General features: G+C 63.3%; 16 protein-coding genes. 5 read left to right on the forward strand and 11 right to left on the reverse strand.

What is annotated here, in order from left to right:
- Positions 1–15: 15 nt before the first annotated feature.
- The gene (locus JJB74_RS18620; protein ID WP_200594275.1) at positions 16–1,494 is read right to left on the reverse strand and encodes an MmgE/PrpD family protein; all 1,479 of its coding nucleotides are present in this window, start codon (positions 1,492–1,494) and stop codon (positions 16–18) included.
- A gap of 122 nt (positions 1,495–1,616) precedes the next feature.
- Here JJB74_RS18620 and JJB74_RS18625 point away from each other — a divergent pair, with 122 nt between their 5' ends.
- Together JJB74_RS18625 and JJB74_RS18630 are read left to right on the forward strand one after the other, a co-directional pair.
- Positions 1,617–2,567, forward strand: a complete 951-nt coding sequence (locus tag JJB74_RS18625; RefSeq protein WP_200594277.1) for a LysR family transcriptional regulator — start codon at positions 1,617–1,619, stop codon at positions 2,565–2,567.
- Between the two features lie 178 nt (positions 2,568–2,745).
- Positions 2,746–3,300 carry a hypothetical protein gene (locus tag JJB74_RS18630; protein ID WP_200594279.1) on the forward strand — a complete coding sequence of 185 codons (555 nt, stop codon included), beginning with the start codon at positions 2,746–2,748 and terminating at the stop codon, positions 3,298–3,300.
- Between the two features lie 73 nt (positions 3,301–3,373).
- On the opposite strand, the gene JJB74_RS18635 is transcribed toward JJB74_RS18630, so the two are convergent.
- From JJB74_RS18635 to JJB74_RS18645, 3 genes are all read right to left on the reverse strand, one after another.
- Positions 3,374–3,880: a hypothetical protein gene (locus JJB74_RS18635; RefSeq protein WP_200594281.1), complete on the reverse strand. Its 507-nt coding sequence runs from the start codon at positions 3,878–3,880 to the stop codon at positions 3,374–3,376.
- A gap of 153 nt (positions 3,881–4,033) precedes the next feature.
- Positions 4,034–6,370, reverse strand: coding sequence for a hybrid sensor histidine kinase/response regulator (locus tag JJB74_RS18640; RefSeq protein WP_200594283.1), 2,337 nt, complete (start codon positions 6,368–6,370; stop codon positions 4,034–4,036).
- 136 nt (positions 6,371–6,506) lie between these two features.
- Positions 6,507–7,166: an FMN-binding negative transcriptional regulator gene (locus JJB74_RS18645; protein ID WP_200594285.1), complete on the reverse strand. Its 660-nt coding sequence runs from the start codon at positions 7,164–7,166 to the stop codon at positions 6,507–6,509.
- 478 nt (positions 7,167–7,644) lie between these two features.
- Here JJB74_RS18645 and bla point away from each other — a divergent pair, with 478 nt between their 5' ends.
- Together bla and JJB74_RS18655 are read left to right on the forward strand one after the other, a co-directional pair.
- Positions 7,645–8,532: a class A beta-lactamase gene (bla, locus tag JJB74_RS18650; protein WP_200594287.1), complete on the forward strand. Its 888-nt coding sequence runs from the start codon at positions 7,645–7,647 to the stop codon at positions 8,530–8,532.
- Positions 8,533–8,645: 113 nt separating this feature from the next.
- On the forward strand, positions 8,646–10,043 hold the full coding sequence (locus tag JJB74_RS18655; RefSeq protein ID WP_200594289.1) for an FAD-binding oxidoreductase: 1,398 nt from the start codon (positions 8,646–8,648) through the stop codon (positions 10,041–10,043).
- A gap of 64 nt (positions 10,044–10,107) precedes the next feature.
- On the opposite strand, the gene JJB74_RS18660 is transcribed toward JJB74_RS18655, so the two are convergent.
- On the reverse strand, positions 10,108–11,835 hold the full coding sequence (locus tag JJB74_RS18660) for a PemB family protein (RefSeq protein WP_200594291.1): 1,728 nt from the start codon (positions 11,833–11,835) through the stop codon (positions 10,108–10,110).
- A gap of 1,089 nt (positions 11,836–12,924) precedes the next feature.
- On the opposite strand from JJB74_RS18660, the gene JJB74_RS18665 reads away from it, so the two are divergent.
- Complete coding sequence (locus tag JJB74_RS18665; protein ID WP_200594293.1) at positions 12,925–14,106, forward strand: YncE family protein; 1,182 nt, start codon at positions 12,925–12,927, stop codon at positions 14,104–14,106.
- Between the two features lie 125 nt (positions 14,107–14,231).
- On the opposite strand, the gene JJB74_RS18670 is transcribed toward JJB74_RS18665, so the two are convergent.
- The 6 genes from JJB74_RS18670 to JJB74_RS18695 form a co-directional block, all read right to left on the reverse strand.
- Entirely contained in the window at positions 14,232–15,026 is a 795-nt protein-coding gene (locus JJB74_RS18670; protein WP_234484284.1) for a molybdate ABC transporter substrate-binding protein, read from the reverse strand.
- 99 nt (positions 15,027–15,125) lie between these two features.
- Positions 15,126–15,596, reverse strand: a complete 471-nt coding sequence (locus JJB74_RS18675) for a hypothetical protein (protein ID WP_234484285.1) — start codon at positions 15,594–15,596, stop codon at positions 15,126–15,128.
- A gap of 40 nt (positions 15,597–15,636) precedes the next feature.
- Positions 15,637–15,858 (reverse strand): hypothetical protein, encoded by a 222-nt coding sequence (locus JJB74_RS18680; protein ID WP_200594295.1) that lies wholly within the window; start codon positions 15,856–15,858, stop codon positions 15,637–15,639.
- A 143-nt stretch (positions 15,859–16,001) separates the two neighbouring features.
- Complete coding sequence (locus JJB74_RS18685; protein WP_407672384.1) at positions 16,002–17,249, reverse strand: CaiB/BaiF CoA transferase family protein; 1,248 nt, start codon at positions 17,247–17,249, stop codon at positions 16,002–16,004.
- The gene (locus tag JJB74_RS18690) at positions 17,246–18,025 is read right to left on the reverse strand and encodes an enoyl-CoA hydratase/isomerase family protein (RefSeq protein WP_200594297.1); all 780 of its coding nucleotides are present in this window, start codon (positions 18,023–18,025) and stop codon (positions 17,246–17,248) included. Before JJB74_RS18690 ends, JJB74_RS18685 begins: the two co-directional genes overlap by 4 nt.
- Before the next feature lie 104 nt (positions 18,026–18,129).
- The gene (locus JJB74_RS18695) at positions 18,130–19,410 is read right to left on the reverse strand and encodes an MFS transporter (RefSeq protein WP_200594299.1); all 1,281 of its coding nucleotides are present in this window, start codon (positions 19,408–19,410) and stop codon (positions 18,130–18,132) included.
- Positions 19,411–19,426: the final 16 nt, after the last annotated feature.

The following is a 19,426-nucleotide window of genomic DNA, read 5'->3' on the forward strand; positions in this document are numbered from 1 at the left end:
CTCGAGTCGGAAGAATCAGGCCTGCAGCGTACCGGCCTTCACGATCTGCGCCGCCGAGTTCAGCGATTCAACCTGCCAGCAGGCATCCATCAGGCGGCGCACCTGCGCATCCGGCAGCACGCCCTGGGCCAGATCGCGGAACTTGGCCTCGAGCTGCGCATCCGTCATCGGCACTTCGAGGCTGCCGACCGCATGCTCGATGAACTTGTGCAGCTTGCGGCCATCCTTGAGCGTAATCGTCATGTCGACCTGCTCCGGCCTGATTGCCGGATCGACGACGGCATTGACCCGATCGCGCAACGCAATCACCTGCGGATCGCGCACCGCGCGGTCGCTGTACTGCTTTTCGCCGGCCGCGCCTTCGATGATCGCCACCGCCACCGAGTGATACACGCTGAACTTGCCTTCCAGGCCCTGCTGCGGCGTCTTCTTGCCGGTCAGCTCGAGCACCAGCGGATGCACCTTCAGGTCGATGCGCTCGATCTGATCGGCCTTCAGATGCTCGGCATTGCGCAACTGGATCGCGGCATCGATGGCCGGGTGGATCACGATGCCGCAGGCGAAAGGCTTGTAGGTGTTCAGCGCCGCTTCATAGCGCTGGCCCAGGCCTTCGGTGATTTCGCGGTAATCCTGCTTGGTGCTGATGGTGTTGGCCCAGCCGCGCTTGGCTTCGATCATGCCGTCCGAGCTGGTGTAATCCTTCGATGCCAGGATCGCGGCGAACAAGCCGTTGGAGGCAGCGCGGCCCGGGTTGAAGCTCTTGTTCATCGAGCCGAAGGATTCGCGCAGGCCCACCGGCTGCGATGCCGCCAGGCCCAGCGCCCACACCATCTGCTGTTCGGAAAGCCCAAGCAGCTTGCCGGCCGCCGCGGCCGAGCCGAACACGCCCGCGGTGCCGGTGATGTGCCAGCCCACGTCATAGTGATTCGGATACACCGCATTGCCGATGCGGCACTCGGTCTCCACGCCCAGCACCAGCGCATTCAGGAACTCCTTGCCCGACACCGGCCGGTATTCCGACAGCGCCAGGATGGCAGATGCCACCGGACCGGCCGGATGGATGATGGTCTTCAGATGGGTGTCGTCGAAGTCGAAGATGTGGCTGGCCACGCCGTTGAGGAAGGCGGCGTTCATGATGTCGAAGCGCTCCTTGCGGCCGAACAGGCCGGCCTGCTGCGGGCCGGAAAACGGCGCCAGTGCCGCTACCGCGCGGTCCACGGTTTCATGGCGCGATCCGCCGACGGCCACGCCGACCCAGTTCAGCAGCGTGCGGGTGCCTTCCTTGCGCACATTCGCCGGCAAGTCTTCATAGCGGGCATTGACGATGTAGCGCGCCAGCGTCTGCGTGACCTTGCCCGGGGCCTTGGCCGGGACATTGGCGGCGGGCTTGTCATCGGTCGCGGCGCTGGCCACTCCGGGCAGCGCGGGCGCGGCGGCTGCCAGCGCACCCGCTGCGCTGGCTTTCAGGAAGTTGCGTCGCTTCGGATCGTTCATGAATTCTCTCCTCGGTATAGGTCTTGTATGCGGGTTGATGTGAAGCCGCGTCGGGCTCCGGGACCGGGATGATGCAGCATCCCTGCTAGCATGTGAAATGCAAAATTCACGGAGATTCATGCATGTCACGCATCAATTTCGATCTCGCCGACCTGCGCGCTTTCATCGCCGTGGCCGACCATGGCAGCTTCAGCGCGGCGGCCGCGGAGCAGCATCTGTCGCAGTCGGCGCTGTCGCGCCGCATCGACCGGCTCGAAACCGCGCTCGGGGCGCGCCTCTTCGAACGCACCACGCGCCGGGTCGCATTGACCGCGGAGGGCCGCGAATTCCTGCGCCGCGCGCGCGAGCTGCTCGATGGACTGGAGCTGTCGATGATGAACATCCGCGCGGTGGCGGAAAAGATGCGCGGCGAAGTGACCATCGCCTGCGTGCCATCAGCGGTGCGCTATTTCCTGCCGCAGGTGCTGCGTGAATATCACGCGGCCTATCCGGGAATCGTGGTGCGCATCATCGATGAGGGCGCAAGCAGCGTGCTGGCCGCGGTTGCTGGCGGCGAAGCCGATTTCGGCCTGAACTACATCGGCACCCAGGAGCCGGACATCGATTTCGAACCAGTCCTGAACGAGCCCTTCGTGCTGGCCTGCCGCAAGGATCACGCGCTGGCGCGGCGCAGAAAGGTGACCTGGGCCGAGCTGAACGATCATGACTACCTGACGGTGACACGGGCCAGCGGCAACCGCGCCATCCTGGAACAGGCGCTCGCGGGCGCGGCAGCGCCGCCGCGCTGGTTCTGCGAAGTGCGTCATGTGCTGTCCGTGGTCAGCCTGGTCGAAGCAGGCCTGGGCGTGGCCGCGGTGCCGCGGCTGGCGATGCCGCCGGGCGATCATCCGCTGCTGGCGAGCGTGCCGCTGGTGGAGCCGGCGGTCACGCGCACGATCGGGCTGATCCGTCTGCGCGCCCGGCGGCTGGCGCCAGCGGCGCAGCAGCTGCACGACATGATCCTCGCGATGCGGCAGAAACGTGGGCGACGCACGGCGAAGAAAATCGATGCCGCCAGGAAGCACAAGGTTTGAAACCCGTCGCGTTCCTTGCGCTGCATGTCAGGATGGACACCTTGCGCCCGGTGTGTCCGGCATGACTTCGGAAGCGCAGATCCTTGAACTTCCCCCTTGCGCAAACCCCCACAGCGGTGCATGCTCGCATCGCGCATGAAAATGAGGTAAATCGTTTATACCATTAAGGGATAACGCCATGAATGCCAGAGCCACGAAAACCGCGGCGGTGAAGCCCGCGGCAGCTCAGTCCGCGCCGGATGGGCTTGCAAGCCAAACGACCGTTACCGCGCCTGCAGCATCGTCGACACCGCCAGCCGTGAAGCCCTCCCGAAAAACCAGTGCGCCGAAGGCAGCGCAGACAGTATCCGCGTCTGCAGACGCTGCGAAGCCCGACGCCGGTTCCACCGCCAAGGTTGGCGAAGCCGCCAAGCCGGCAAAGGTGTCAGGCACTCCGGCGGCAAAGCCTGCCAAGGCCTCCGCCGCAGCGACTTCCAAACAGAAACCGAAAAAGGCCAAGCTGGTCCGCGATAGCTTCACCATGCCCGAGTCCGAATATGCGCTGCTGGCCGAGCTCAAGAGCGCGTGCCTGAAGGCCGGCTTCGAAGCGAAGAAAAGCCAGCTGCTGCGCGTGGGCGTGGCCATGCTGAAAGCGATGGACATCGAAAGCCTGCGCCGCGAGATCAATGCGCTGACGCCACTGAAGCTGGGCCGGCCGAAGAAGTCGCGCGCCGTCGCCACGCCCAAGGGCTGATTGGCGACCCGATGCGGCAGCCGGGCTGCCGCTGTCAGCCACCTGCGAGGTGCCTGCAAGGCTCCTGCGCGGCTCAGTCGAACTTTTCGTCTTCCTGCTTGGCCTCGCGCATCGATTCCGGCTCGAGCTCTTCCGCATCGCGGTTGAAGCGGATGAAAACGCCCCAGCCGGCCAGCACGAATGCCACTGCGATCAGGATCGAGGACACTGCCGGCAACAGCGCCAGGTCCTCGTGTATCGCCTTGAACACTGCCACCAGGGCTTCGATCGCCATCGCCGTCACGATCACCACCATGAAACGCGTGACATAGCGCCGCGCGCGGGTTGGCGCGCCAAGATGGGCATCGCGCACCACTTCTTCCTCGCCGATGGTTTGCGCAATCTGCAGCGCAGCCACGGCAGCCGTCACAAGTCCCACCGCTTCGATCACGCCAAGCGCGCCATTGCTGGTCCAGCCCTCCTGCGCGACGCTCTGCCAACCGGTATGCACGGCAATGATGACAAGCACGACCGCGGCCGCAACGAAAGCCATGGTAAGAACCGCATACAGGTAGGACGACAGGCGCAGCAAGTGCTTCATCGGGTTCTCCATGCATGCAAAAGAGAAAGCACGGCGGACGGCGTGCAAGCCATAGCCAGGCACTGTATCGGGAAAGCGCGGCCCACTCTTGGATCGCGGGCAAGAAATGAACAGCACCGGGGAAAGCCGTGTGCTGGATGCGATTGCCGCGGCTCAATCCATGCTTGCCAGTATCGCCGCGAGCTCACGCAGATTCGCCGGTTTGACCAGATGATGATTGAAGCCCGCCGATTCGGATTTCTGCCGGTCGGCGGGTTGACCGTAACCGGTCAGCGCGATGAACAGCGCGGCTTCCATGCCCGGCTGCGCTCGCAGCCGGCGCGCCAACTCATGGCCGCTCATGTCCGGCAAGCCAATATCAAGAATGCACACCTGCGGCGCATCGGCCGGTGATGCATCGAGTATGTTGAGCGCGTTGAGTGCGTTGAGTGCGTCGGCGGCGCTGTCGCAGATCGTCACCCGGTGCCCATCGGTTTCGAGCAGCGCGCCGAGCAGCTGCGCAGCGTCGGCATTGTCGTCGACGAGCAAGATGCGCTTCGGCGACACCGGGAAGAGAGAAGCTTCTTCCCGGCGCGGCAGCGCCAGATCGCGGCACAGCGGCAGCGTAACCGTGAAGCGGCTGCCACGGTTCCTGCCCTCGCTATGCGCGCTGACCCGGCCGCCGTGCAGCTGCACCAGGCTTCTGACCAACGCCAGGCCTATGCCAAGCCCGCCCTGAGATCGGTCCGGTGTACGTTTGGCCTGCGTGAACAATTCGAAGAGAAGCGGCAGCAGATCGGCGCCGATGCCGCAGCCGTTGTCACTGACGATGATGTTCGCTTCGTCGGCGCGCACTTCGACCGCAAGCGCGATTTCACCGCCGGCAGGCGTGTACTTGGCAGCATTGGCCAGCACATTCACGACCACCTGAATCAACCGCGTGCGATCGCCCAGCACCGGCGTCGGCGCGGCATCGACGGCCAGCAGCAGCCGGTGCCTGCGCGCCTCGATCAACGGGCGCGCCTGCTCGATCGCATCGGACACCACGGATTTCAGATCCAGCGCCAGGCGCTCCAGATGAATCAGTCCACGGGTCACGCGCGACACATCGAGCAAATCGTCGACCAGCTCGGTCATGTGGCGAACCTGGCGCGAAATGATGTCGCTCGCATGGCGCACCCGCGCCTCATCGCCCGGCCACAGGCGCAGCAGCTCGGCCGCAGCGGAGATCGGCGCCAGCGGATTGCGCAATTCATGCGCCAGCATCGCCAGGAACTCATCCTTGCGCCGGTTCGCCTCCTTGAGCTCGCTCTCGGCCCGCACCCGATCGGTGACATCGACGTTCACTCCATGGATCGCTATCGGCTCGCCCTGCGCATCGATGAGTAGCTTGCCGCGCTGCTCGATCCAGATCACGCTGCCGTCCTCACGTATCCGGCGCGAGGTTTCATGAAATTCGCCGCGCGTGGCCAGCGCCTGCTCGACCGCCTGCTCCAGCCGGACGAGGTCGTCCGGATGCACCCGCTGCCGTATCTGTTCGATCGTGGCCGACGCATAGCCGAACACGCTGTCGGCGTCGGCGGAAAATTTGACGTCGCCGCTCTTCAGGTCCCATTCCCATACCGCCATGCGCCCGGCCAGCAAACCCTGCTGCAGCCAGGCTTCGGCCCGCTGCAACGCGGTCTGCGCCTGCTCCAGCGTCGAGATATCGGTATTGGTGCCGAACCATTGCAATACCTTGCCGGCGTCATCCTTGAGCGGCGCCAACACGGTGTAGAAGGGCCGAAAGCTGCCATCCCGGCCGCGCAGCGGAAAGCGCATTTGCGCCGGTTCGCCGCGGGCAAGCACATCGCGCCATTGCGCCAGCACCGCCGGCAGCACTGCGGGATCGTGGACTGCCTGCCAGCCCGAACCCAGCATCTGTTCCGGCGTGGTGCCGGTGTAGTCATACCAGCGCTCGTTGTACCAGTGGATGTCGCCGGAGGCATCAGCGATCCAGGCGAGCTGGGGAATCGTATTGGCCAGTTGCTTGAAGCGCCGCTCGCTGTCGCGCAACGCCTTTTCAGCCTGCACCTGCTCGGTGATGTCCTCATGCACCAGCATCACTTCGCGCACCTGGCCGGCATCGTCCCAGATCGGATGCGCCCAGGCCTTGACCCAGCGCGCCCTGCCTGACAAGCCGTTCTCGACCGGGTCGTAACAGATGGCGGGCAGCGTCACCGATTCGCCGGCGAAGGCGCGCCGCAGCCAGGCCGTGATGCCCTTGGCTTCGAGCTGCGGATCGGCGAGCAGGCTGAAGCGGCCGTCCAGAACTTGTGCCTTGAGCTGCGTCGCATGCTGCTCGTCGCTCCACAGCCGCTCCCAGGCGCGATTGACGGCGAGGGTGCGTCCGTCCGGCGCCAGGAGTTGCACGCTGAACGGCGCCTGCTCAAACAGGGTACGGAAGCGCTCTTCTGCTTGCGGATGTCCATCGTGGTCGGGAACGGGAGAAGCAGACTGGTTTGACGTCATCGATGCGCTGTTGGAAGTGGCACGGCTTGCCGAATTGCAAAAACGCAAGGGCAGACGAGCATACACCATGCCGAACGTCACACCGGCGCGATTTTCCGAGCCAGCCTGAAGATGCGCAATCCGGCCCAGCGGTCCCTCAGCAGTCCTCCTGCAGCCTGCGCTCGACCTCCTCCGCTACCAGCCCATCCTCGCCCTGCGCACGGCGGCGCAAGCCCTCGATGACGCCACGGCGGTCGGTATCGCTGCGGTTCTGGCTCATCTTCACCTTGCCTTCCATGCGTTCGATGGCGATTTCGATGCCGACGATCTTCTGCAGCTGCGCCTCGATGAAATCGGCCGGCGCGTCGCCGATGCGCCATGGCTGCAACGTCTGTGCCTGTCCATCCGCTTCGAAGCGGCGCGTGAGCCGCGCCAGCAGGCCGCGCAGCCAGCGCGCATCGTCACGCACCGTAATGCGGCCCCAGGCATGTACCGCGCTGTAGTTGTAAGTGGGCACGACGCGGTGCGTTTCCGCCTTGGAAGGATAGAAGTTCGGCGACACATAGGCCGATGGACCCTGGAACAGCACCATTGCCCCACCCTGCCCCGCCAGCGCATCGCGCCACAGCGCATTGGCGCGTGCGACATGCGCCAGCAGGATGCCGGGACCGCCGCCCTCGGTATCCAGCAGAAAGGGCAGATGATCGGCGACGAGGCCGGCGCTGCCGTGGAGCACCAGCGTGCCAAGGGGATGGGCGCGCATGAGCGCATGCATCGCGGCGAGCTCGGTTTCTTCGAAGTGGGCGGGTAGATACATAGCGCTGGTCCCTTGCATGACAGGAACCAGCATTCTGCCCGATGCGGCGATGCATGCGGCGAATTCCACGTACTACCCTGGGTGGCGTTTCGGCAGCCGCGGCTGTTCCAGGCGCGAATTCGGTCGCCCGGACTTCCTATTGCCAGTGCGTGAACCGGGCATGTTGCCGCTTGCGACCCGGAAGGAAAGGATGGAGGTCAAGCCTGTTCTCGAGTCGATATCCCTCCCTTCTCCTCGGCAAGGCTCTTCTAGACCGGGGTAACACACCTGTAGATGCTGGAGATAATGCTGTGGCGATGGCATCCACTGTTTGATAGTTGCAAATTTTTGCGGATGCTTGCTTTGCCAAGGATGTTGTGCAGACGATGTGGATGCCCAACTGTAAGAGCGATCAACGTGAAGCGCTTGTCGGAACGCCTCGTGAAGGATGGATACTAAGCAGGTCTTCACCTTTCAGGACCGATTGAGAACACTTTCCATGCCACACAATGCCCATCGTCGCAGGTTGTTGATCGCCGCCAGCTCCCTACCGCTTCTCCCCTGCAGCGATGCGATCGCCGCCTTGTCCGGCTCTGCCGCATATCGGGCGCAGCTGGCAGCACTTGAATCCGCACTCGACGGCCGGCTCGGTGTGCATGCGATCGATATTGGCAGCGGCGCTGAATTGAGCTGGCGCGCAGGCGAGCGATTCGCTTTCTGCAGCACCTGCAAGTTGATGATCGCTGCGGCGATGCTCGCGCGCGATGCACGGCAGCCAGGCCTGCTGGACCAACGACTCGACTATGCCGGGCACACTCTGCACGGCTACTCACCTATCACGGCAAGGCGCGCTGCCGAAGGGATGTCGATTGGGGAGCTGTGCGCTGCCACCATAGCCTACAGCGATACCACCGCGGCCAACCTGCTGATCGCTCGCCTGGGCGGGCCAGCCTCATTGACCGCCTTTGCCCGCTCGATCGGCGACGATGCCTTTCGCCTGGACCGCATCCAGACCGAGCTCAACACCGCATTGCCGGGCGACGCGCGCGACACCACCACGCCGATGGCCATGGCACGCAGCCTGCAGCGGCTGGCGCTCGGCGATGCACTCTCGCCAGCGCATCGGGAAAGGCTATGCGCCTGGCTGCGCGGCAATACCACCGGCGCCGCGCGCATACGCGCCGGCATGCCCGCTGAATGGACCATCGGCGACAAGACCGGCACCGGCGACTTCGGCACCGCCAACGATGTCGCGGTGATATGGCCGCCGCAGCGCGCGCCGCTCATCCTCGCCATCTACACCACGCGCAGGCATGCCAAGGCCAAGCCGCGCGAGGATGTCATTGCCGCAGCGGCCAGGATAGTGGCCGACTGGGCAGGCGCTTGAGCACAGGCACCTACGCCGTTTGACTCTTCCCTTCCTGATGCGCATCAAGCGAAGGCACCCATCCTTGACGATATTGAAGCTCTAAGCATTCGATACATCTGGAGGAGCCAATCATGTCCGACACCGTTGCCGAGGCGCTGGAACAATTGCAGCCGCGCCTGCGCGGCCCGCTGTTGCGGCCGCAGGATCCCGGATACAGCGACGCAAGAACCATATGGAACGCGATGATCGAGCGGCACCCCGCGGCAATCGCGCGCTGCAGCGGCGCGGCCGATGTGATGCGCGCGATTGCCTTCGCGCGCCAGCGCGGCATGCCGCTCTCGGTGCGCGGCGGCGGCCACAATATCGCCGGCAGCGCGCTTTGCGACGATGGGCTGGTGGTTGATCTGTCGCAGCTGCGCGCCGTGCATGTCGATCCGATTGCCCGTCGCGCGCGCGTGGATGGCGGCGCGACCCTGGCCGACTTCGACCATGAAGCGCAAGCCTTCGGTATGGCCACGCCTCTGGGCATCAATTCGACCACCGGCGTGGCCGGACTGACCCTGGGCGGCGGCTTCGGCTGGTTGAGCCGCAAATACGGGCTGACGGTGGACAACCTGGTGTCGGCCGATGTGATTCTTGCCAGCGGCGAACGGGTACGCGCCAGCAGCGAAAATGAGTCCGATCTGTTCTGGGCGCTGCGCGGCGGCGGTGGCAATTTTGGTGTCGTTACCGAATTCGAATATGCGCTGCATCCGGTCGGCCCGGAAATTCATGCCGGGCTGGTGGTGTATCCGTTCGACGCGGCGAAGGAAACGCTGCGCCGCTATCGCGACAGCATCGCTGCGCTGTCGGATGAACAAAGCCTGTGGGTAGTGCTGCGCCAGGCGCCGCCGCTGCCCTTTCTTCCGGCGGCCATGCATGGCAGGGAGGTCGTAGTGATCGCCGCCTTCTGCACCGGTGGTGATGCGATGGGCGAAGCGACCTTCGCCACCGCGCGCAGCTTTGGCGAACCCATCGGCGAGCACCTCGGCAAGATGTCTTACGAACAATGGCAACAGGCCTTTGATCCGCTCCTGACGCCGGGCGCGCGCAATTACTGGAAGTCCCACAACTTCAACACGCTGCCCGATGCGGCGCTCGATGTGCTCATCGACTATGTCGGCGCGCTGCCGGGGTCGCAATGCGAGATCTTTCTGGGTCTGCTTGGCGGCCAGGCATCGCGACAGAATAGGGATGCCACGGCGTACCCGCACCGCGATGCGCAGTGGGCATTGAACGTGCATGCGCGCTGGTCCGAGGCACGGGAAGACGAGCGCTGCATCGACTGGGCGCGCGGCTTCTATAAGAACTCCATGCCCTTCGCCGCGGGCGGCGTGTATGTGAACTTCCTCACCGCCGATGAAGCCAGCCGCATTCGCGAAGCCTATGGCGGCAATTACGAGCGGCTGCTCTCGTTGAAACAGCGCTATGACCCGGAGAATTTATTCCGCGCCAACCAGAACATCCGGGCAATCGAGACCGCGGCCTAAAAGGTCGCAGCGCCCATGAAAACGCCCGGCCGGGCCGGGCGCTCCGGGTGCATGCCCGGGCGCTTCAGGGCGATGGCACCCATCCAGCGCCGCTGTTCCAGCCGGCGAAGACCTTGGCGCGGGTGCTGAACGCGGAAAGGTCAGCACTGACGTTCGAATAAGCACTGCGCGCCCCAATGTCAGCAGCGCCGCCATTGGCATTCATGCTGCCGCTTTCACGCCAGCCGGCACTCGCGGTCGGCGTTGCGGGGTCGGGAACGGGCGAGTTCGCCGGCTGAGTGAACCAGCCGACGCTGGCGATATGCGGCCCGATGCGGTTGCCGATATAGGCGATGTTGTCGCAACCGAGGTTGGCATTGCCGAAGCTTCCGCTCGTGTACAGCGTGTTGCAATAGCCGTTGGCAACCGTCAGCCCGCCGGAGCGGCCGAGATAGGCGCTGCCGGGCGGCACATTGGCATCCGCGGTCAACGCACTGTTGAGCACCACAAAGCCGGGATAACCATAAGCCGCGCGCGCCTGGAACAGATAGCCGCCCGAATAGACGCCCGACGCGGCACCGGTCGGATCGAACACGGTATGCAGTTCACTCTCTTCAAATAGCGCGGCGAAAGGCGAACCCCAGATGAAGTCGACGTCGCCGGCGATATAGGACTGGTAATACCAGGCCCAACCCTTGGTCTGGATGGTGTCCTGCGCGCTGAGGAAATTCATGGTTGTGGCGACGAAGCGGCTGCCATTGAGCGTGGCGCTGTTGAAGTAGATGGTCTCGGCCTGATTGTTGAAGATGGTCTGCTTCACGTGCGTGTTCTGCAGCGTGAAGTTGCTGAGCTTGAGCAGGTCGGCGTTTTCCACCAGCAGCACCGCCCGGCCGCCGCCGAGCGAGCGCCGGGTGGCGCCCTGCTCATTGGTCAGCGTCGTCTGCACCGCGGTCTTGCTGCCGCCGGTGCTGGGGTTGTAGGACTCATAGTTGTCGTAGTACACGACCACCCCGGAACGGCTCTCGCCGACGATGCTCAGGTTGTTCACGTTGCGCAGGAACAGCATCTCGTTGTAGCTGCCATTGCGGATCGTGACGGTCTTCGCATCCGCCGCATTCGCGCAGGTGGTATTGCAGCCGTTGGCCATGATCCAGTTCAGCGCGCCCTGCACGCTGCGGAAGTCGGCGGCGCCATCGTCATCCACGGTGACCGAAGTCGTCGAAGCCGGCGCCTTCTTCGTATGGAAAGCCCATGTCTTCGCGCCGGTGATGGCATTGAAGCCCGCGCCATTTACCCTTCCTGACAGCACGCCGGGATCCATGGTCACGTAGTAATCGGTGTCGTACGACAGCGCGCCGTCGTGCAGCTTGATGGTGGCAGTGTTGCCCGCGATCGTCACCGGCTGGTAGTACACATAACGCCATTGCGTCAAATTGGCGACGTTCTTGCCGATCTGGTCGATCTCGGTGTTCGTATAAGGCATCACGCTCTGAGTCTCGCCACCGGCGCTTACGACCGCGCTGCTGATGTCGATGGTATCGACCACGCTGTTGTCCGCTGCCTTGTAGACCTTGATGGTGCCAATGCTGCCCAACACCGGCGGTGCATCAAAGTTGATCTGGAGCCGGGTGTCGACATAGGCGGCCGGCTCGCCCTTGGCGGGCAGATAGTAGGCAATCGGCGCGCTGCCTGCCGCGGTTGAAGTGCCGGAAGCCGGGGTGGCCGATGCGTTGTCTCCATTCCCACCGCCGCCGCAGGCGGCCAGCAGAACGGCGGATGCGGAGATGCCGAGCATCCCAAGGACTCTACTCATGTGTCTACCTCGATATTGGTCTTTTGTTGATGAATCGGCGCCGCGTCGGAGAAGCGGCATTTGGGCTACGGGTGCTGTGGGCCGGCGTGGCAGCGAGGCTGCCGTTTTCTTGCCTCGCGATGTGGGCGCGGACAATCCCGCGGCGCGTTGACGGCGGCGCCGATGGCGGTGAAGGGGGCACTTGCTTGTCTCCTGTCTTGCCCTGCTCTGCGGCCTTATCGGCCGGCTCATTGGCGAGTTTGATATATCAGAATCGTAATTCTAATATATCAGATGCGCAAGGCAATTTTTCAGCGGCAAACAGGAACGAATGAAACATCGTGGGAGTTGACGGCCTGCATCGCAGTGCGACCAGCGGAAGCGCGATACGAAGCCCGTTTTGTACGATCAATGAAGGATTTGTCCTACAAGACTTTGCGTGCTTTTCCTACTAGGAAACAGTTCTGGCTTTGCTACTATGCCGTCGTGCCTCGCACAATCCCTTAAAGTTCTTGAGCCCGTCCGCTATGCAGACGGGCATTTTTTTTGCCTTGCACCACTCCACATGGCACGGCATCGGTTTCCCCGGAAATCGTTTAGGGCGCGCGATAGCCATGGCCACCGCTCTCCATCACTTTCATCCGATTGGTTATTCGCCCGCCGCACTGGTTTCCCTGGCGAGCCCGATGCGTATTGGGATGCACTCAGCAACTGCACATACTGGCAAAGCAACCCAGGCCCGCAGCTGATTGCGTGTTTGCAATAGTCTTTCGAGGCCCTGTTATGGACGCTGTGTGACCAGAGCGGTAGCGAAAGCGAGAAACCTGGGAGCCAGGGCCATGAACATCCCCGCATTTGCTCGCGATATCAATAGCTTGCCTTCGGAAACCGGGCCCGTGCCTGTGTATAGGCTTGTGTCGCCCGACATCAATAAAACCTTTAAAGATGGCAGGGAATCCTTAGTAACTATTGACGATAGGCTGACTTTTCACTGAATGACAACGGTGTCTCTTCATATATTTTCAAATTGACCGCGGTCAATTTCACACATGCTCGCGAAGCATAGCTTGCTCTGCGCAACATGCGTTGCGATAAATATTTGGAGACCATATGTTCAAGCTGAATTACGCAGGAATTGCCGCAGCCTTCATTGCCGCCAGTACCTTGTCTGCATGCGGGGGGGGCGACAATAATGCCCCAAGCGACAATCCGCACCTGACTACTTTCATGTCCGTACCCAATGTGACTGGCAGCACATCGTTTTCCAACGATGGCGGGGTCGTCTATCAGGGGCGCTTTTATCTCACCGACCGCAATAACAAGGCAGTTGATGTCTATGACGTCAAAACGCACGCGCTGGTCGGACTGATCAAGGGTACCGGCGCATCCGCTTTCACTGGCGCCGGTGCGTCCACCGATTCGTCCGGCCCGAACAGCGTGTCACCCGTGACCGGAACCAACAAGATGTACGCAACGGACGTCGACTCGGTCAAGATCATCGACACCGGCAGCAACACGGTCACCGGCGTCATTCCCATCAATGCACCGGGAACGACTGCCGGAACCGGTCACCGTGCGGACGCAAGCTGCTACGACGCAGACGATCATCTGCTCATGGTGAACAATGCGGCAGACAGCTTCTCTACATGGATCAATACCGATAACGACAGCGTAGTGGCGCAGTATGCCTACCCGGACAACACGACGGGTCTCGAAGGCTGCGTGTATGACCACTCGACGCGGACGTTCTACACTGCAAACGATGGAACGGACACCAATCCGAACGGCGAACTGAACCGTATTACCGCATCCGCAGTGCTGAACAACGGGACCAACCCCATCAGCCTGGCCGCTGGCGACCGCTTCACCCTCGGCCAGTGCGGCCCTGGCGGCATCGATCTCGGGCCGGGAACTGACCTCATCGTGGCCTGCGACATGAGCGGCACCAACGGAGCCAAGCTGATTACCCAGATATTGAATCGGACGAACGGACAGATCGTCGCCACTGTTCCGTTTGGCGGCGCCGACCTGCTTTCCTATGATTCCGTTTCAAACCGCTACTACCTCGGCGCGCGCAATTGGCAGACCGGTGGCGTGGCGAACAAGTCGCTGCCGTTCAATCCGGTGCTGGGAATCATCGACGGCGCCACGCACGCGCTGCTGTTTCAGGTCGCAGCCGGCAAGGGCGCACACGTTGCCGTGGTTGATCCGGCAACGCAGCAAGTCTTTGTGCCAGCGTCGGCCGGCAGTGCCTTTACCGACCCGGGCATAGGCGTGTACTCGACGCATTGATGCGCATGGCCCCTGCGAGGGCCAGTTCAAAAATAGCGGCTAGCCGGACCTGCTCGGTGAGAAGGTCCGGTTTTCAGGAACCGCATGTCGACGGCTCCGGCGCTATACAATCCCTCTCCGGCCCGCTACACGGGCTCTTGCACGAAGCCAGCCTGCTGGCGCTGAGATGCGTACTTCGGGTCGGCCAGATGGGCGATGAGTTCGCGCGCCAAACGCTTGCGCCTGGAGGCGGCAACAACAGCCGCGACATAGGTAGTGGAAAGCTCGAACGGCGGCGGCAGCAAGCCTGTCAGTTCGACGCCGGGAGTGATCAGGATCTCCGTAATTTGTGTGCATCCCACCGCCATCGGGTCACGAGCCCTGGCCATCGCCGCCATGGCAACGGCGCCATCGGGATAGACGCGCAGTCTGGAGGCGTCATCCATGCCCAGCGCCTTGAGGACTTTCATGAAGTGAATGCCGGCCGTGGCCTTCTTCGGATCGGGAAAATAAATGGCGCTTGCAGTAGACAGCAGCTTGCGCAGATCCTGTCCGTCACGGATTTCCACTTTCGGACGTCCCTGCACCAGGCACACGCCGGTCTTGACCTGGCCCAGGGGCGTTACGGTTTCCGCAAGCACACGGCCTGATTGCGCGAGCTCATCGATCAGGGGCTTGGAGAGAATCATCACGTCCGCATCCTCTCCCGCCAGGAGCTTGTCGCGCATTGCTCCCACCGCACCGAACTCTCCTTCCACTCGTGCGTGATTCGCCTGGTCGAACGCGGGACCCAGGCGCTCCAGCAGCCCCTTGGCTGCGCCGCCGCTCAACAGCCGGATCGGCTCAGGTCCCGAGTTCACCCTGGATGCGCAACCCGGCAAGGTCATCGCGGCAACACCGGCCAGTGCGGCAAGGTGGAATTGACGGCGCGGTTTGTCCATGGACGTTTCCCTCAATGCAAAGAATGGCCGGTCGCCGGCAGAAATCGTTGCGCAAAGAAGAACGGGATGCAGCGCGAACGCATCCCGCGAAGACAGCGCTCAGGGGCGCGCCGGTACTTGCTGCCACGGGCTGCGGCATTCAGGGACGTACGGATAATACTGGCCCGAATCCGGACACCAGTACCAATACGATTGCGGCGGCGTTGCAGGAGCGGCAGGAGCGACTGGCGCCATGGGAGCCATGGGAACAACTGGAGCCACCGCCACCGGCGGCGCATACGGGTCCGGATACGGATACACCGGCGCCGGATACCAGTACCAGGTCGGCCCGACGATCCACCACCAGCCATGCCGCCCGGCGTGATAGCCGTTGTACCAGCGCCCGCCGCGCCAGCGGCCGTAATCATGCTCATGAAAGCGATGGATATCGCCGCGCCAGTGCGAACCACGGTCACCGTGCCATTGCGAACCTCGGTCGCCGTGCCAGTGGCGATGTTCCTGCGCCAGGGCTGGCGCTGCGAGCAGCGCCAGCGTCAGCGTAGCGACCAGACGTTTTGCCAAACGCATCATGCACCTCCATCTATCGAGGATCGCCCAGCCTTGCAGCAGCCTACCAGTGATGGTGATGACGATGGCCATCGCCCCAGGTGCCGTAGCTGAACCCGAGACTGACCGGCGGCGCGGCATACACCGGCGCCGGCGCCACATAGGCAGGAGCCGGCTGATAGTAAGCGCCCGTCGGGTAGGCAGGCGCAGGCGTGTACACCGCGCAGCCGGCGACCAGCGAAGACAGCATGCCGGCAGCGGCGAAAGCTTTGAAAATCGGTTTCATGACAGGTTCTCCTTTCGGAAAACCATTATAGGAACGGCGATAAAAAGCACTTTGTGCTTTTACCGATCATTACAAGTTTAACGATTGCGTCGGTTTGCCTGAACAAGACATGCAAGCCGACGCGTTCCGTCCGCGCGAGGCGTTCAGGCCGGCTGCTCTGCCGCCACTTCTTCCACTACGCCATTGGCCACAAAGCCATCGATCTGCGCATCGTCATAGCCGTATTCACGCAGCAGTTCGCGCGTATGTTCGCCCAGCATCGGCGCATGACGAGTGATGGACGTCGGCGTTTCCGAAAAATGGATGGGACAGCCGAGCGCCTTCGTTGCTCCTGCCTGCGGATGTTCCAGGTCCACCACCATGTCGCGCGCCAGCGTTTGCGGATGCGACAGCGCTTCGCCGATGGTGTTGACCGGCCCCGCCGGAACGCCCACGGCATCGAACAGGGCGATCCATTCATCCTTGCTGCGCGTGATGAAGGCGGCGCTCATCTCCTCGGTCAGCGCATTCAGGTTGGCCATGCGGGCGCTGTTGGTCGCATAACGCGGATCGCTCTTCCATTCCGGGTGACCGAGCGCGTCGGCGATGCGTTCCCAGTTCGCCTGGTTGGCGCCGCCGACATTGAGCCAGCCGTCACTGGCGCGGAAAGCCTGGTACGGCGCGGTCAGCAGATGGGCCGAGCCGGTCGGGCCGGCCGACTCTCCAGTGGCGAAATAAATCGCCGCATGCCAGTAGGTCTGCTGCAGCGCCGCTTCCATCAGCGAGGTGTCGACCACCTGCCCGCGCCCGGTCTTGAGCTTGTGCGCATAGGCGGCCAGGATGCCGTTGGCGGCGAGGATGCCGGCATTGATGTCGGCGATCGAATTGCCGGTCTTCACCGGCGGCCGTCCCGGTTCGCCCGTGACCGACATCAGCCCGGAAAAGCCCTGCGCAATCAGATCGAAGCCACCCTTGTCGGCCCAGGGCCCGGTGCGGCCGTAGCCGGAAACCGCGCAATAGATGAGCCCGGGATTGATCGCCGACAGCACGTCATAACCGAGACCGAGCTTCTCCAGCGTGCCGCGGCGGTAGTTCTCGGTCAGCACGTCGGCGTCCTTCACCATGCGCAGCAGGATCTCGCGCCCTTCCTTCGACTTCAAATTCAGCGCCATGCCGCGCTTGTTGCGGTTCAGGATCATGAACGGCGCGGACACGCCGTTGACCCGCGGCTCGCGATAGCCGCGCGAATCGTCGCCGCCGGGCAGCTTCTCGATCTTGATCACATCCGCGCCCATGTCGGCCAGCATCATGCCGCAGGTCGGGCCCGCCATGATCTGCGCCAGCTCGAGCACCTTCATGCCGGCCAGCGGGCCGGTCTTCTTTTCCGTCTGGTTCACTGCGGTCTCTTTCATTTGCCGATGAAGCCCGGCTTCTGCTTGGCCAGGAAGGCGGCATAGCCGATGCGGAAGTCTTCGGTGTCGAAGCAGTCGAAGCATTCGTCGTACTCGGCCGGCGAGATCGGCGTCGCATCGGCCAGGCGACGCGCGAATTTCTTGTGCCAGCGCGCCACCAGCGGCGCGCCCTCGGCGATGCGCGTGGCCGTGGCGCGCGCTTCCGTTGCGACTTGGTCGTCCGGCACCACGCGGGTGACCAGGCGCTTGGTGAAGGCTTCAGCGGCATCGAAGATGCGGCCTTCGAGCAGGATCTCGAGCGCCACATCCGGACCGGCCAGCCGCGCCAGCGGTGCCATCTCCGGATAGGCCATCACCAGGCCGAGATTCTTGATCGGCGCGCCGAAGCGGCTCGATTCACCGCAGATGCGGATATCGCAAAGCGAAGCGATCTCAAGCCCGCCGCCAACGCAGATGCCATGGATCTGCGCCACGATCGGATGGCGGCAATTCGTGAAGGCCGCCGCGGTCGCATGCATGATGTGGCCGTATTCCACGGCCTGCGCCTTGTTCGAGCGCTCGGTCTCGAATTCGCTGATGTCATTGCCCGGCGAGAAGGCCTTCTCCCCAGCGCCGCGCACGATGATGCAGCGCACCTCGTCGTCGGCCGACAGCGTGGAAATCGTTTCACCGAGTTCGCGCCACATCGGCTTGGTGAAGGCATTGAGCTTGTGGGGGCGGTTCAGCGTGACGGTAACGATGTGGCCGTCGCGCTCGACGAGTATCAGGTCGGACATGAGAACTCCAGAATCAGAAAGCCTCGCGCGGCGACCCGCGCCGCGTGGGAATAAGAGCGGGACGATCCGCCGCGCGCTGCCCGGCGGATCGCCAAGGCAAACGATCAGACCGTCTGCGTGGCAGGCTTCACCGTGGCATGCGCGGTTTCATCGAAGCGGTTCTGCGGCCGCATCGTGAAGGCGCACACCGCGCCGAGCAGCATCAGCGCCATCGAGAACTCGAACGGCAGTTCCCAGTTGCCGGTCTTGTCGATCAGCCAGCCGCCGAGCACCGGGCTGATGATTGCGGCCAGGGCCGAACCGGTATTCATCATGCCGCTGGCGGTGCCTGAAAACTTCGGCGCGATATCCATCGGGATCGACCACATCGGGCCGATGGTGAACTCGATGAAGAAGAAGCCCAGCGCCAGGCAAATGGTCGAGACCGTCAGGTCATGCACGAACATCAGCGGCAACAGCGAAGCCAGGGTTAGCAGCATGCAGATCACCACGACGTTGCGGCGCGCCACATTCAGGTTGCCGGTCTTGTGCAGCAGATGGTCGGAGACGATGCCGCCCAGGGTGTCGCCAACCACGCCGGCCAGGAACACCGCGGAAGCGAACACCGCGGACTTTTTCAGATCGAGGTTGTAGCTGTGCAGGAAGTACTGTGGAATCCAGCTCAGGAACAGCCACAGCACCCAGCCGTAGCAGAAGTAGACGATGGTCACCGGCATCATGCGCTTGAACAGCGGCCCCCAGGGCACCTTCGGACGGTCCTTGAAGTGGCCGTACGGCGGCAGCTGGCGCAGCTCTTCCTGCGTGATCGCCGGATGGTCGGAAGGATTGTCGCGGAAGTACCAGGCCCACCATGCGACCCACACCAGGCTGACGCAGCCAAGCACGACGAAGGAACCGCGCCAGGACAGCGCCGCGATCAGCGCCACCACCATCGGCGGCGTGATCGCGTTGCCGATGCGGGCGCACGCATGGGTGATGCCCTGCGCGAAGCCGCGCTTGCCCGGCGTGGTCCAGCTGGCCATCGCGCGGGTCGCGGTCGGGAAGGTTGCGCCTTCGCCGAGACCGAGCAGCATGCGCGCGATGATCATCGTGGTGAAGCCGCCGACCAGGCCGGTCAGGATGGTGGCGCCGGCCCAGATGAAGGCGCAGATCGACAGCGTCTTGCGCGGCCCGTACTTGTCCCCGAGCCAGCCGCCGATCACCTGGAACACCAGGTAGGGATAGGCGAAGGCCGAGAACACGAAGCCGAGTTCAGTCTTGGAAAGGCCGAACTCCTTGCCGAAGGCCGCCGCGGCGGTGCTGACGTTGACGCGGTCCACATAGGTGATGAAGTACATGACGCATAGCAGAATCAGCACATGCGTCGTTGCGCGTTTGCTCTTCATGTTGTCTCCGGTTGTT

Origin of the sequence: Noviherbaspirillum pedocola (assembly GCF_016632335.1) — a bacterium.
GTDB classification, from domain to species: Bacteria; Pseudomonadota; Gammaproteobacteria; order Burkholderiales; family Burkholderiaceae_D; genus Noviherbaspirillum_A; species Noviherbaspirillum_A pedocola.

Bases quoted from the DNA above. Each gene is read 5' to 3' on its own strand.
- JJB74_RS18680 (WP_200594295.1), bottom strand. From the start codon at position 15,858: ATGAAACCGATTTTCAAAGCTTTCGCCGCTGCCGGCATGCTGTCTTCG.
- JJB74_RS18630 (WP_200594279.1), top strand. From the start codon at position 2,746: ATGAATGCCAGAGCCACGAAAACCGCGGCGGTGAAGCCCGCGGCAGCT.
- JJB74_RS18660 (WP_200594291.1), bottom strand. From the start codon at position 11,835: ATGAGTAGAGTCCTTGGGATGCTCGGCATCTCCGCATCCGCCGTTCTG.
- JJB74_RS18670 (WP_234484284.1), bottom strand. From the start codon at position 15,026: ATGGACAAACCGCGCCGTCAATTCCACCTTGCCGCACTGGCCGGTGTT.
- JJB74_RS18640 (WP_200594283.1), bottom strand. From the start codon at position 6,370: ATGACGTCAAACCAGTCTGCTTCTCCCGTTCCCGACCACGATGGACAT.
- JJB74_RS18620 (WP_200594275.1), bottom strand. From the start codon at position 1,494: ATGAACGATCCGAAGCGACGCAACTTCCTGAAAGCCAGCGCAGCGGGT.
- JJB74_RS18675 (WP_234484285.1), bottom strand. From the start codon at position 15,596: ATGATGCGTTTGGCAAAACGTCTGGTCGCTACGCTGACGCTGGCGCTG.
- JJB74_RS18655 (WP_200594289.1), top strand. From the start codon at position 8,646: ATGTCCGACACCGTTGCCGAGGCGCTGGAACAATTGCAGCCGCGCCTG.
- JJB74_RS18690 (WP_200594297.1), bottom strand. From the start codon at position 18,025: ATGTCCGACCTGATACTCGTCGAGCGCGACGGCCACATCGTTACCGTC.
- JJB74_RS18685 (WP_407672384.1), bottom strand. From the start codon at position 17,249: ATGAAAGAGACCGCAGTGAACCAGACGGAAAAGAAGACCGGCCCGCTG.
- JJB74_RS18625 (WP_200594277.1), top strand. From the start codon at position 1,617: ATGTCACGCATCAATTTCGATCTCGCCGACCTGCGCGCTTTCATCGCC.
- JJB74_RS18695 (WP_200594299.1), bottom strand. From the start codon at position 19,410: ATGAAGAGCAAACGCGCAACGACGCATGTGCTGATTCTGCTATGCGTC.
- JJB74_RS18635 (WP_200594281.1), bottom strand. From the start codon at position 3,880: ATGAAGCACTTGCTGCGCCTGTCGTCCTACCTGTATGCGGTTCTTACC.
- JJB74_RS18665 (WP_200594293.1), top strand. From the start codon at position 12,925: ATGTTCAAGCTGAATTACGCAGGAATTGCCGCAGCCTTCATTGCCGCC.
- JJB74_RS18645 (WP_200594285.1), bottom strand. From the start codon at position 7,166: ATGTATCTACCCGCCCACTTCGAAGAAACCGAGCTCGCCGCGATGCAT.
- bla (WP_200594287.1), top strand. From the start codon at position 7,645: ATGCCACACAATGCCCATCGTCGCAGGTTGTTGATCGCCGCCAGCTCC.